11 protein-coding genes are annotated in these 13,493 nt (G+C 58.1%); 7 read left to right on the top strand and 4 right to left on the bottom strand.

Translation table 11 applies throughout. The features are described from left to right. The first annotated feature begins 13 nt into the window (after positions 1-13). The 6 genes from bamA to lpxB are packed head-to-tail and all read left to right on the top strand — an operon-like array spanning position 14 to position 6,994. Entirely contained in the window at positions 14-2,584 is a 2,571-nt protein-coding gene (bamA, locus tag Q1K29_RS05835; RefSeq protein ID WP_300392023.1) for an outer membrane protein assembly factor BamA, read from the top strand. A gap of 20 nt (positions 2,585-2,604) precedes the next feature. After that, the gene (locus Q1K29_RS05830; RefSeq protein ID WP_300392022.1) at positions 2,605-3,198 is read left to right on the top strand and encodes an OmpH family outer membrane protein; all 594 of its coding nucleotides are present in this window, start codon (positions 2,605-2,607) and stop codon (positions 3,196-3,198) included. Position 3,199: 1 nt separating this feature from the next. Then, entirely contained in the window at positions 3,200-4,213 is a 1,014-nt protein-coding gene (gene lpxD, locus Q1K29_RS05825) for a UDP-3-O-(3-hydroxymyristoyl)glucosamine N-acyltransferase (RefSeq protein ID WP_300392021.1), read from the top strand. Continuing rightward, entirely contained in the window at positions 4,210-5,001 is a 792-nt protein-coding gene (gene lpxA / locus Q1K29_RS05820) for an acyl-ACP--UDP-N-acetylglucosamine O-acyltransferase (RefSeq protein WP_300392020.1), read from the top strand. The genes lpxD and lpxA overlap by 4 nt, the downstream gene beginning before the upstream one ends. 8 nt (positions 5,002-5,009) lie before the next feature. Then, the gene (lpxI, locus tag Q1K29_RS05815) at positions 5,010-5,849 is read left to right on the top strand and encodes a UDP-2,3-diacylglucosamine diphosphatase LpxI (RefSeq protein ID WP_300392019.1); all 840 of its coding nucleotides are present in this window, start codon (positions 5,010-5,012) and stop codon (positions 5,847-5,849) included. Continuing rightward, a complete protein-coding gene (gene lpxB, locus Q1K29_RS05810; RefSeq protein WP_300392018.1) occupies positions 5,849-6,994 on the top strand; it encodes a lipid-A-disaccharide synthase in 1,146 nt (381 codons plus the stop codon). Before lpxI ends, lpxB begins: the two co-directional genes overlap by 1 nt. On the opposite strand, the gene gltA is transcribed toward lpxB, so the two are convergent. Next, positions 6,991-8,298: a citrate synthase gene (gene gltA, locus Q1K29_RS05805; RefSeq protein ID WP_300392017.1), complete on the bottom strand. Its 1,308-nt coding sequence runs from the start codon at positions 8,296-8,298 to the stop codon at positions 6,991-6,993. The two genes, lpxB and gltA, sit on opposite strands and share 4 nt — an antisense overlap. A gap of 23 nt (positions 8,299-8,321) precedes the next feature. After that, positions 8,322-9,806, bottom strand: a complete 1,485-nt coding sequence (gene gltX, locus Q1K29_RS05800) for a glutamate--tRNA ligase (RefSeq protein ID WP_300392016.1) — start codon at positions 9,804-9,806, stop codon at positions 8,322-8,324. On the opposite strand from gltX, the gene Q1K29_RS05795 reads away from it, so the two are divergent. Beyond that, positions 9,759-11,954, top strand: coding sequence for a ComEC/Rec2 family competence protein (locus Q1K29_RS05795; protein WP_366524169.1), 2,196 nt, complete (start codon positions 9,759-9,761; stop codon positions 11,952-11,954). The genes gltX and Q1K29_RS05795 overlap by 48 nt on opposite strands. Here Q1K29_RS05795 and lexA read toward each other — a convergent pair. Both lexA and trpC read right to left on the bottom strand, forming a co-directional pair. Further along, complete coding sequence (gene lexA, locus Q1K29_RS05790) at positions 11,945-12,628, bottom strand: transcriptional repressor LexA (RefSeq protein ID WP_300392015.1); 684 nt, start codon at positions 12,626-12,628, stop codon at positions 11,945-11,947. The genes Q1K29_RS05795 and lexA overlap by 10 nt on opposite strands. 68 nt (positions 12,629-12,696) lie before the next feature. Beyond that, positions 12,697-13,491: an indole-3-glycerol phosphate synthase TrpC gene (gene trpC, locus Q1K29_RS05785; RefSeq protein WP_300392014.1), complete on the bottom strand. Its 795-nt coding sequence runs from the start codon at positions 13,489-13,491 to the stop codon at positions 12,697-12,699. Between the last annotated feature and the right edge of the window lie 2 nt (positions 13,492-13,493).

Here is a 13,493-nt window from a genome sequence, read left to right as displayed (position 1 = left end):
TGAGAGTTTAGATATGCGATCTGCATTCGCTGCATCCCTTATGAGCGTTGTTGCCAGTGTGGCCCTTGCCACGGCCCCGGGGCTAAACCCTGTTGCACACGCGCAAACGGTGAATTCTGGCGAAACGATCCGCACGGTCATCGTGGAAGGTAATCAGCGGATCGAGGACCGCACGATTCAGTCCTATCTGCTCGTTGAGCCAGGTGATCCGTTCGATCCAGACCGCATTGACCTTTCACTGAAGACGCTATTTGCCACCGGTTTGTTTGCGGATGCTTCCTTCGAGAAATCCGGCTCAGACCTGATCGTCCGGGTCGTGGAAAATCCGATCATTAACCGTGTGATCTTCGAGGGTAACGACGCTATCGATGACGAAAAGATGCGCGAGGAAATCGAAGTCGCACCTCGGGGCATCTTCACGGCGGCCCGCGTGCAGTCCGATGTTCAGCGCATTCTCGAACTCTATCGTCAGTCTGGCCGATTCGCAGCCAGCGTTGAGCCTCAATACAAGCCGCTGGAACAAAACCGCGTTGATCTGGTCTTTGTCATCAACGAAGGGCCTGTCACCGGGGTCCGGTCGATCAATTTCATCGGTAACGGAGCTTATTCTGATGGCCGGTTGCGCAGTGAAATCGTCACGCGTCAGTCGCGCTGGTGGCGCTTCTTCAGTTCAAACGACAATTATGACCCGGGACGGCTGGAGTATGACCGGGAGCTTCTGCGCCAATTCTATCAGAATAATGGATATTATGACTTCCGGGTGGTGTCTGCTGTTGCCGATCTGACGCCAGACCAGGAAGACTTCTACATCACCTACACCGTCGATGAAGGTGATCAGTATTATTATGGCGATGTGAAGGTCGAGACAGAGCTCGACAAACTCAACGCCAGTGCGCTGCGCCGGGCGCTTTCGATCCAGGAAGGCAACCTGTTCCGGGGCAACCAGATCGAGAACGCGATCGACACGCTGACCTATGCGGCCGGCGTTGCCGGTTATGCCTTTGTCGATATCACCCCGCAGCTTGATCCTGATCCCGAAACCAACCGGATCAACGTCACTTTTGCGATCGATGAAGGCCCGCGCGTTTATGTCGAGCGTGTCGACATTGTGGGTAATACGGCAACGCTTGACCGGGTCATTCGCCGCGAACTGCGGGTCTCGGAAGGCGATGCGTTTAACCGCGTGCTGCTTGACCGTTCGCGCAACCGGGTTCGCGCCCTTGGCTACTTCAAGAACGTGGAAATCACCGAAAGCCCCGGCTCGCGTCCGGATCGCACGGTGGTCGAGGTGAGTGTCGAGGAACAACCAACAGGCGAGCTTTCCTTTGCGGCGGGTTATTCTTCCGTCGATGCCTTCCTGTTCGATGTCAGCGTCTCCCAGCGCAATCTCAGAGGCCGAGGCCAGACAGTGATTGCGCGGGTTTCCGCGTCGCAACGCCAGCAATATGTGGATTTGCGTTTCCGTGAGCCACGCTTCCTGGACCGGAACCTCGCGGCAGGCATCGATATCTTCTCCACGCGTTCGGATTTTTCCGATGTCGCGTTTGGCGGGTTTGAAACCGATACAATTGGTGCTGGTGTAAACCTAGGCTTTCCCCTGAGCGAGCACACGAATCTGGGCCTTCGTTACCGGCTCCAATCTGACAAGCTGGATCTGGCGGATGTACCAATCGTTATTAATGATGCTGATGGCACGCTGGCATTCCAGACGGTGGTCGATGACAATGGCACGCCGGATGACCCATCGGATGACACTGAAGTCCAGGTGCCAGTTTCACCAAATGCGGACCCTCTGCCGGATGGAACCGCTGTGGTCGATATTTGTGACGCCGAATATATCAATCGCTCAAGAGGATGCCGGAACGAGCGCGCGGAAATTTCGTCCATCATCGGCTATTCCTTCAATTGGGACAGGCGCAATGATCCGATCGAACCAACGGGCGGTTTCGACATGTCGCTCAGCCAGGATTTTGCGGGTGTAGGTGGCGATGTGCAGTTTCTGCGCACCGAAGTTTCCGCAGCGACGTATAAGGGCATTTTCAAAGGCGTGCGGGCCAGTGCCCGCATCTCTGGCGGCCTGATCGAACCAATTGGCGATGATGACGGTATCCGGATCAACAACCGCTTCTTCCGTGGCGGTTCAAGCTTCCGTGGTTTTGACGTTGCCGGCCTCGGACCGCGCCTGATTGAGCGCACGGTGGATTCCGAAGGAAATACCGTTCGGGTGCGGCGTCTGAATGCTTTGGGGGGCAAGGCATATTATCAAGGTACACTCGAAGTGACGGTACCCAACTTCCTGCCTGACGAGTACGGGATCGACACAGCGCTGTTTGTTGAGGCCGGCTCCGTTGGCATGCTTGATGACATCGACATAGATCCGGCTCGGATCATTTCTCCGGAAGGGTCGGAAACGACCACTGTTCGGCTAACGAAAGATGCGATGGGACTGCGGGCTTCGGCCGGTTTGTCTGTGGGCTGGGATTCGCCATTCGGACCGATCCGGTTCGATTTCTCTCAAATTCTACGACAGGAAGAGTATGACCGGACGGAGACATTCCGGTTCAGCACTTCCACTCGCTTCTGAGACGTCCTGAGGAGGATATAATGCAATTCTTGAAAGCTGCTCTAGCATCGTTCGCGATGCTGTTCACGAGCGCCGCCGTCGTTGCGCCGGTGGCGCATGCCCAAGGCACCAATGTTATCGTCATCGACCAGAACCGCATCATGCGCGAAAGCGCGGGCGGCAAGGATATCATTTCGAAGGTAAACGCCATCGAACAGTCCATGTCGGCCGAACTGAAGCCGACCCAGGATTCTCTTGCTTCGGAAGGTCAGTCGCTCGAAGCGAAGACGGCAAACATGTCGATGGATGCCATCACAGCCGATGAAGCATTGAGTTCAGAAGTGCGTGACTATGCGCGCAAGGCTCAGGAGTTCAATCGTAAGCGCAAGATTGCTGCGGCAGAACTACAGGCTACGGAACGCAAGGCATGGAGCGACTTCTTCACGGCCATGCAGCCCGTCTTGCAGGAAGTGGTCACCGAGAAGAACGCTGACATCATGCTGGACCGTTCTGACGCAGTTTACGTGTCTTCTTCGGTCGACGCGACTGATCTCGTCATCAGCAAGATGGATGCGAAAATGCCAACCGTGAACGTCGTGCGTCAGAAAATTCAGGCGCAACCGCAGCAGCAGTAGCATGCCTGTCGACGGCCGGTTCTACGAACTGCTCGGCCCCGTTTCAGTCGCGGAGCTCGCCCGGATTTCCGGGGCCGAGCTTCGCGGCGACAGGGCCGAACTCGTAAGCGGAGTTGGTCCTGCCTCAAGCTCCGGCGATGGCGATCTCTGCTATTATGAGGGCGTCAAGGCGCCACGGGCCGACGAGATCAGTCGACGGGCGACGGCGTGCTTTGTTAAGCCCGACCATGCTGATTCCTTGCCTGAGGGTGTGGTGGCTCTTTGTACACCGTTGCCGCGTCATGCTCATGCAGTCGCTAGTAGAGCCATATTGCGCCAGCGAAGCTGGACCGATCAGGCAGGGCATACCGAAACCAATGTCCATGAAACCGCTCAGGTGGCGCCGAGCGCCGTTATCGGTGCGGGGGCAGCCATTGGCGATCGCAGCGTCATTGGCCCGAACTCGGTGATCGGACCCGGCGTACAGGTCGGGCGTGATTGCGAAATCGGCGCTAATGTTTCCATCCAGTGCGCGCTCCTTGGCAACAATGTCCGGATCTATTCCGGGGCCCGTATCGGTGAGAGCGGATTTGGTGTCATGGGTGGGCCTGATGGCGCTGATGACGCGCCGCAATATGGCCGGGTCATTGTGCAGGATCACGTGACAATCGGTGCCAATACATGTGTTGATCGCGGGGCGTTCGACGATACGATCATCGGTGAACGCACCAAGATCGATAATCTGTGCCAGATTGCACACAACGCCGTTATTGGCCGGAGCGTGGTAATCGCGTCTTTCGGAGGGATTTCGGGATCGGTCATCATTGAAGACGGGGCCATGCTCGGTGGCCGCGCGGGCATTGCCGACCATGTAAAAGTCGGTGAGCGCGCACAGATCGCCGCGTCTTCGGGAGTGTTCCGTGAAGTCCCTGCTGGGGAGACGTGGGGCGGAACGCCGGCCCGACCGATTCGTCAGTGGATGCGCGAAATCGCCTGGCTCCAGAAGCAGATATCGGGGGATAAGAAGGCAAAGTGAGCACGAATATCCATCCCACTGCGATTGTCGAAGCGGGCGCAGAAATCGGAAACGATGTCCGCATCGGGGCTTTTGCCTTTGTAGGAGCGGGTGTGGTGCTGGGCGATGGTTGTCAGATTCACGAGCGCGCGACCGTCAAGGGACAGACAGAGCTGGGTCGCGAGGTCGAGATCTTTCCGAGCGCTGTTGTTGGGGCAGCACCGCAGATCCTTGGCTTCAAGGATGATGGAACGTCTCGCATAACGATTGGTGAAGGCACCGTCCTCCGCGAGCATGTCACCATTCATGGCGGCTCGCCTAAACATGGTGGCCTGACATCAGTCGGGGCGCATTGCCTGATCATGGTGGGCGGGCATGTCGCGCATGACTGTCAGGTTGGCGACAAGTGCGTATTTGCAAACAATGTTGCGCTCGGGGGGCATATTACCGTTGGCGAACAGGTCTGGATGGGCGGTATGTCAGCCGTGCATCAGTTCACCCGTATTGGACGTCATGCATTTGTTGGCGGCGGCGCTATCGTCGTAGCGGATGTCATCCCGTATGGTTCGGTCATCGGAAACCACGCTCATCTGGCCGGTCTGAACATCACCGGCATGAAGCGCCGCGGTTTCAGCCGTCAGTCCATCCACGATCTCCGAGCGGCTTATCGCATGCTGTTTGCCAAGGAAGGAACGTTCAGCGAGCGGGTGGTCGATGCGGAAGAAACCTATGGCGATTGCCCCGAATTGCTGGAGATCATCGAATTCATCCGAGCCAGCAAGAGCCGGGCACTTTGCCTGCCAGAGTAAGGGCTGACATGTCCAAGCTCGGCATCATTTCTGGTCTCGGTAATCTTCCTGTGAGCATCGCGCAGGCGGCGCAGGAGAGTGGGCGCTCTGTCTATGTCATGCGGCTCGCCGGATTTGAGGAAAAGGCACTGCTACAGTTCCCGGGCGAAACGGTCGGCATGGGCCAGCTTGGCCGCCTTATGAAACGCTTCAAGGAAGAAGGATGCGAGGAACTTGTCTTCGCGGGTATCGTCAAACGTCCGAACTTTTCAGATATTAAACTTGATATGCGGGGCGCTCGCCTTCTGCCCAAGGTTCTTGCGGCGGCTCGAAAGGGCGATGATGCGTTGCTGCGGGTCATCCTGGACGATCTCGAAAAGGCCGGTTTCAGGATAATAGGAGCTGAGCAGGCTGCGAGTGAGCTTAAGATGGGGGCTGGTCTGCTGGCCGGACCTGTTCCGGACGATACTGTTCTTGCCGACATGAAGAAGGCTGCGCGCATTGCCTCGGAAATTGGGCGCCTCGATATCGGCCAGGGCTGTGTCGTGGTCGACGGACTCGTTCTGGCGGTCGAGGCGCAAGAAGGAACAGACGGTATGCTGTCCCGTGTGGCCCGTCTCGACCCGGCTCTCAGAGGCACATGCGGCGAGCGCAAGGGTGTTCTGGTGAAGCGTCCCAAGCCCATTCAAGAGAGGCGTATCGATCTTCCAACAATCGGTCCGGCTACCATCAGGTCTGCCTCAGAGGCGGGCCTGGCGGGTATCGGTCTTGAGGAAGGAGGCGCACTCCTTGTCGGACGAGAAAAGATCATTGAACTCTGCGCACAGCATGGGATTTTTGTGTACGGGTTTCCGGCGGGCTGGGACTGATGGCCAGCGTCTATCTGGTTGCAGCGGAGCCATCCGGCGATCTACTGGCGTCAGAGATTATCGAGGCTATTCGGGAAAAGGCACCCGGCACCGAGATTCATGGAATCGGCGGGGAGCATATGGCTGAGGCGGGAATCCGCTCGCCCATCGATACTTCAGAACTGTCGGTCCTCGGCCTGATTGAAGGGTTGAAGATTTACAAACGCGTCATTGAGCTCGCCGACCAGGCTGCAGAAGATATTGTCAGGGCCGATCCGGATGTCGTCGGGCTCGTGGATTCCTGGGGGTACACGCTGAGGGTCGCTCAGCGTGTGCGAGAACGTGCGCCGCATATTCGATTGGTCAAGGTCGTGGGTCCGCAAGTATGGGCGACACGTCCCGGTCGCGCGCAGACGCTTGCGCAAACCGTGGACCACCTTGTTTGTATCCACGCGTTCGAAGCGCCATTCTACGAGCCGTTTGACCTGCCGGTGACAGTGATGGGCAACCCGGCGCTCTCGCGCGGTCATATTGGGGATCGCTCAAGAGGCAGAGAAGCCCTGGGTATAGGTGCGGACGCTCCAATGCTTCTGGTCCTGCCTGGAAGCCGCCGGGGAGAGATCGAGCAGGTCGCGCCTGTGTTGGTCGAGGCAGCTCGCCGAGTGAAATCGGAAGTGCCGCACAGCCGGATCGTCATGCACCCTTCTGCTAATGTCCGCTCGCAGTTTTTGGAGGCATTTCCAGACATCACACAATGGGCGAGCGTATCTCCGCCGAAGGCTGATCGTTATGACATCATGGCATCGGCCGATTATGCGCTGGCCTGTTCGGGGACCGTCACAAGTGAACTAGCCTTGCAATCGACGCCGTTCCTGGTTGGTTACCATACAGGCTGGATCACCTGGGCGCTCGCGCGCTTCCTGCTTTTCAAGCCGACGCATATCACGCTTCTCAATATTGCCGCTGATGACACCCAGGTGGTGCCCGAGTTCGTGCAGACGAAGTTCAAGGCCGGGCCGATCGCAGACACTGCCATTGGGATGCTGAATCACATCGAGGCGCGGGAGACTCAGATAGCTGCCCAAAGAAAAGCTCTCTCCCGCATGGGAGAGAGCCAACTTCCGTCCGCTGAAATAGCCGCAGACGTGCTTCTGTCGAGCGCTTAAGAGCGCTGCGAAACCGGAATGAAGCTGCGCTTGGCTTCGCCGGTATAGATCTGACGCGGCCGCCCGATCCGCTGCGTCGGGTCTTCGATCATCTCGTTGAGTTGAGAGACCCAGCCGACAGTGCGGGCAAGTGCGAAGAGAACCGTGAACATCTCGGTGGGAAAGCCCATCGCATCGAGAATGATGCCGGAATAGAAATCGACATTCGGATAGAGCTTTTTCTCGACAAAGTATTCGTCCTCAAGGGCGATCTTCTCGAGCTCCATGGCCACCTTAAGGACCGGATTGTCGCGAACGCCCAGCTCATCGAGAACGTCGTGCGCCGTCTGCTGCATGACCTTCGCACGCGGGTCGTAGTTTTTGTAAACGCGGTGGCCAAAGCCCATCAGTCGGAATGGATCATCCTTGTCCTTCGCGCGCTCAATGAATTCCGGAATCCTGTCTACTGAACCGATCTCATGCAGCATGTTCAGGCAGGCTTCGTTGGCGCCGCCATGCGCTGGGCCCCAGAGACAAGCTACGCCCGCCGCCACGGCGGCATAAGGATGGGCGCCGGAAGAGCCAGCAAGGCGGACCGTAGACGTTGATGCGTTCTGCTCATGGTCGGCATGCAGGATGAAGAAGCGATCCATCGCTTTTGCGAGGGTGGGGCTGATCTTGTAGTCTTCGGCCGGGACCGAGAAGCACATGCGCAGGAAGTTCTCGGCATAGGAGAGATCATTGCGCGGATTCACGAAAGGCTGACCGATCGAGTATTTGTAGATGCGCGCTGCGAGCGTCGGCATCTTTGCGATCAGACGGATAGAGGCCAGGCGGCGTTCTTCCGGATCGGCACTGTCCATCGAACTCGGGTAGAAGGCAGAAAGGGCGCCGACGGTGCCTGTGAGCATGGCCATAGGATGGCTATCGCGCCGGAATCCCTCGAAGAAGCGGTCCATCTGGGTGTGCAGCAGTGTGTGCTGGGTCACTTCCTTGGCGAAGGCCTTGAATTCTGTCTGCGTCGGCAGCTTGCCATTCAGCAGCAGGTAACAGACCTCGAGATAGCCTGATTGATTGGCAAGCTCATCGATTGGATAGCCGCGGTGAAGCAGGATACCTTCTTCACCGTCAATGAAGGTAATCTGGGATTCGCAACTCGCTGTCGATGTGAAGCCGGGGTCGAGAGTGAAGACACCTGCCTCGCCGTATAGCTTTTTTACATCGACCACATTCGGCCCGTGAGTACCGCTCAGAATTGGGAACTCATAGGTTTTGCCTTCGATCTCGAATTTGGCCGTACCGGCAGGTTTGGTATTGTTGATCATTTCAGCCCTCTTAAACGTGTCCGCTATTCGCTCCCGGCTTCCGCCCGGGCGAGATGAAAATCAATGCGCGCCAGTGTCTCTTCCCGTCCGAGCCAGGCCATGACAGGGGCTAGGTCCGGAGCCGGGAGTCCGCCCGTTAATGCTGCGCGGATGGGTGGTCCGACCTGTCCGAAGGACAGCTCGTGCGCCGAGCAGAAGGACTCCAGTGCTTGCTGCAATGCGGTATCGCTCCATTCAGCAACATTGGCAATGGTTTCACGCAACTGTCCCAGGCGCGTAAGGCTGTCCCCGGACAAGGCCTTCCGAGCCTTCTTGTTGAGATTGTCGGTGTTGGCTGTCCAGAAAAAGCGGAAGGCTTCGGCCAGATCCGGAAGTGTGGCGCCGCGATCCTTCATGTGAGGCAGGGCTGAGCGAATACGTGTTTTTGTATCGTCCGCGAGGCTCTGACCGGCCTTCTCTTCAAGCCAGGGAAGCAGGAGGGCCATCAGCCGGTCATCATCCGCCTGCCGGATGAAGTGCGCATTGACGTCATTTAGTTTCGCAAGGTCCAGCCGCGCAGGGGCCTTGTTGATGGCTTCGAGTGAGAAAAGCTCGATTGCTTCTTCCCGCGTGAAGATTTCCTGGTCTCCATGGCTCCAGCCAAGACGCAGCAGATAGGCCGCCATGGCTTCGGGCAGGTAGCCCATCTCCCGATATGCAGTGGTGCTCAGGGCGCCATGGCGTTTGGAGAGTTTCGCGCCGTCGTCCCCGTGGATCATCGGAACATGTGCATAAACCGGCACATCCCAACTCATGGCCTTGTAGATCGGTATCTGGCGGAACGTGTTACGGAGATGGTCGTCACCGCGAACAACATGCGTCACGCCCATATCGTGATCATCGACCACCACTGCGAGCATGTAAGTCGGGCTACCATCTGCCCTTAGCAGGATGAGGTCGTCGATCTCGCTGGCGCGAACGCGTACATCGCCTTGCACCTTGTCCTGGACAACAATGTCGCCTTCATCGGGTGCGCGCAGGCGAATGGTATAAGACGCATCGGGTGCGGGTGGGGTGCTTCCGTCCCGATAAGGCGATCGGAAGGGGGCGAGAAGACGCTCCGCCTTTTGCTTGAGAGCGGTGCGTGCCTCCTCGGTCAGGTCGTCAGATTTTGACTCGGCGCGGGCTTGCTCGCCCTCCTCGCGCCGTGCCTGAAGTTCTTCTGGCGTGATGTAGCAGCGAAACGCCGCGCCATGCTCAACGAGCGCTTCGGCGACTTCTGCGTGCCGGTCGGCGCGCTGGCTTTGATAGTAAATCTCGCCATCAGCTTCGAGGTCGAGCCATGCCATCCCGTCGAGAATCGCGTCCACGGCTTCCTGCGTAGAGCGCGCCTTGTCGGTATCCTCGATCCGCAAAAGGAATTTTCCCTGGTTGCGGTGTGCGTACAGGTAGTTGAAAAGAGCAGTCCGGGCACCGCCAATATGCAGCATGCCAGTCGGGGAGGGGGCGAAACGGGTAACCACACTCATCTGTCTGACCAGTCCTCCAGTTTTCCGGGCCTTTCTTCTGGCCGCCATCAACACGCTCAATCGCGATCAGGCAAGAGCAAGACTGATGTGGCGCCAGTGGATAGCACGGACAATGGCGCCACGCTGGGTCTCATGCGCGCACCGCTATACGTCGCTCTTGGCATGTGCGCGGGTGCAGCGCTTTACTACTCCCTGACCTTCGAGCCCGCTCTGGGCACCTTGCTGACAGGGTGTTTGGTCGTCCTGCTGGCCGTTTGGTGGGGGCTCAGGCGATGGCCCATGCCCCCATCTGCGCGCATGGCGGCTTTGCTTGTTTGCGGTTCAGCCTGCGGGCTGATCTGCGCAAAGGCCCACACAGACTTTCGAGGGCCGCCCTATGTGACCTCCACGATTGGACCTGTGATGCTGGAGGGGTGGATCAGCGATATTGAGCCAGGGCAGAACGGGGTAAGACTCGTGCTTGATGTTCATGCTGTTTCAGGAGCGTCTTCAGCGACTTTACCCCGCCTCGTCCGCTTGACCCACACCAATCGGCTTGCAGTCGAAACAGGGCGGTTCGTAAGGTGCTGGGCTGTGATCCGCCCACCTCCTCAGCCAGAGTTGCCGGGCGACTATCCCTTTAACCGTCAGGCCTATTTCGAAGGCCTGGATGGCGTAGGATATGTCATGGGACGGTGTCGGGGTGGCGTGTTGGGCGTGGAAAATGACGCCGCTGCGAGAATACGCAACCGTGTCGCCACGACCAGGCGCGGCTTGGCACGCCATGTCAAAGAAGCAGCAGGACAGCGTGCGGGCGGCTTCGCTGCAGCCCTGACGTCAGGCGACCGCAGCTTTATGCCTCAAGCTGACATGGAGGCATTACGCAACTCCGGGCTCGCGCACCTGCTGGCCATATCCGGTCTGCATCTGGGCATTGTGGGTACCCTTGTCTTTTTCGCCATCAAGCGTGGCCTGTCCATGTGGGAGTGGCTGGCGCTGCGTGTGCCTACGCAGAAGCCGGCTGCGGCCTCCGCGATGGCCGCGACGTTCCTGTACATGATCCTCTCGGGCGCGAGCATCTCGACGCAGCGGGCTTTCATCATGGCGAGTGTCGTTTTCCTGGCCATGATACTGGACCGGTCGCCATTCAGTCTGCGCACCTTTGCGCTTGCCATGATCGCTGTCATAATAATGCAGCCTTCCAGCGTGATGACACCGGGGTTCCAGATGTCCTTTGCGGCGACTGGGGCACTGATTGTTACATACGAGGCATGGGCCCGCCGGCAGGCCGAACGCGGAGAGTCCGGCAGGCGCGGCACGGGATTTGTCCTCAAATCCCTGGCGGTTACATCTATCGTAGGTGCCGTGGCGACTGCACCTTTCGCGCTTTATCATTTTGACAGGGTGGCGCCGCTGGGGCTCGCAGCGAATCTGCTTGCAATGCCAATTATAACCTTCCTCAGTGCGCCGTCCGCGGGGCTTGCGCTGGTAAGCCTGCCGTTTGGACTGTCAGATGTATTCTTGCGGCTGTTCGGGTGGTCTCTGGAGCGCGTGCTGGCGATTGCGCACTGGGCTGCTGGCGATGGTGCGGCCGGATTCAGTGTCGGTGCGCAGATGCCTTCCGTGGTTCTGCTAATCCTCATTGCGGGACTAACTGCGGCCTGTCTGGAAACGAATGTGCTGAGGCGTATGGCAAGTGGTGCAGGGGCCTGTATGGCCGCTGTCCTCGTTTGGGCAGCCTCACCAGCAACAATCATGCACTGGTCCTCCTCGGGAGACGTGTACGTCTCTACAGATGATGGATTTCAGAGACTCAACTTCATGGACGGGGAGGGCTTGTCACCTCTGCAATTTGCCGACATCCCAACATCAATAGACTGTGGTGGACAGGATGGGTGCAAAATCGAAAGCAGGGCCGGGACAGTCCTGCTTGGACGGACGGGCTGGTTGAAGTCGCAATGCCAAGAGCGCGCTGCCATCGTCATATCAGACCGGCCCATTTCGGACTCCTGCTGGCCTGGCGCGGTTTTCAGTGATTGGTCCGACATAAAGGCAGGTGGAGCGGTCAGCGTAAAGCGATCTGTCGGGGCGCGGCTAAGCGCGCACCGGCCCCGCTGTGGGAACCGGCCCTGGACGCCATGCCTCGGTGATCGTGAAGATCAGTCGTAACGACGTACCAAGGCGACCAGTCGGCCCTGAACGCGAACCCTGTCCGGACCAAAAATTCGGGTCTCGAAGGCAGGATTGGCCGCTTCGAGGGCAATTGATGCACCCTTTTTGCGGAGCCGCTTGAGCGTCGCCTCTTCCTCATCGATCAGCGCCACGACGATGTCGCCGGTGTTGGCATCCTCGGTACGCTTCAGAATGACCAGATCACCATCAAGAATGCCTGCATCGATCATGGAGTCACCCTTCACTTCGAGCGCGAAGTGATCATCACCCTCGGGAAGATCATCCGGCGGGCGAATCCGGTGGGTCTCGTTCTGGATTGCTTCGATCGGAACACCGGCTGCGATCCGTCCGAGTACCGGAATAGTGTGACGGGCCATGGCCGGCGGGGGAGTCTCGTTGCCAACCACACTCGGGCGAAAGACCTGCCGGCCCTTGGGGGGCGCGGAGGGCGTCGCTGAATCCGGCAGCTTGATAACTTCCAGGGCGCGTGCACGGTTTGCCAGACGCTTGATGAAGCCTCGTTCCTCCAGCGCCGTAATAAGCCTGTGAATGCCGGATTTGGAGGCAAGATTCAGCGCTTCCTTCATCTCGTCAAAGGATGGCGAAACGCCATCCTGTTTGATACGCTCATGAATGAAGAGAAGAAGCTCTCTTTGTTTACTGGTCAGCACGTCGTGCCCTCCAAATCAACCGAATCTGTTCACGCATGTTCTACATGCGTTCTCGTTTCAGGTCAATATCAGGAAGCGTTACGTAAATTTGTGCACTGGCGTGGGCGGTTGGTCGATTTCATCAGACTTTCTCCAATAAGATATCGTCTCGGCCCTGCTTTCCGAAGGCGCTGGATATGATCCGGTGTAGAGATACCACTTTCAGAGATAAGGCTTTTTCCATCTGCCAGGCTGTCAGCCAGACGCTCTGTCGTCGAAAGATCCGTGACCATTCGTTTCAGATCGCGATTGTTTATTCCAACAAGTGAAAAGGGGAGGCGGTTTGCACGTTCCAGTTCTGTTTCGTCGTGGACCTCGACAATGACGTCCATGCCAAGCTCGGTTGCCGCCTGGCCAAGAGCATGCGCCAGCGCGTCATCGACAGCCGACAGAATAACAAGGATTGCATCGGCCCCATAAGCTCGTGCTTCGGCGACCTGGATTTCGTCGATCATGAATTCCTTGCGGAGGATTGGAAGGCTGACGACTGCACGGATAGCTGCAAGGTCGTCCAGTGATCCACCAAAGCTCCTGAAATCGGTCAGGATGGAGAGACAGGCGGCGCCACCCGCCTCGTATTCCCGGGCGATTTCAATCGGGTCAGCGCCGGGCAGGATATCACCAGCCGAGGGTGACTTGCGCTTGAGTTCGCAAATGAGCGCATTGGCCCCCGTGGCCACGATATCATCCATCCGCTGAGCGAAGCCGCGTGGGGTGGGTGCCTCTTTTGCTTTGGCAAGGAGCTCGGGCATCGAGCGCTTTGCCTTCAGGGCTGCAACTTCGTCGCGTTTGTAGTCGATAATTTTATCGAGGGCGGTCGCCATAG

This window comes from Henriciella sp. (assembly GCF_029937755.1).
GTDB lineage: Bacteria > Pseudomonadota > Alphaproteobacteria > Caulobacterales > Hyphomonadaceae > Henriciella.
The sequence above is the reverse complement of the archived record's forward strand: the minus strand, read 5'-3'. Positions and strand labels throughout refer to the sequence as shown.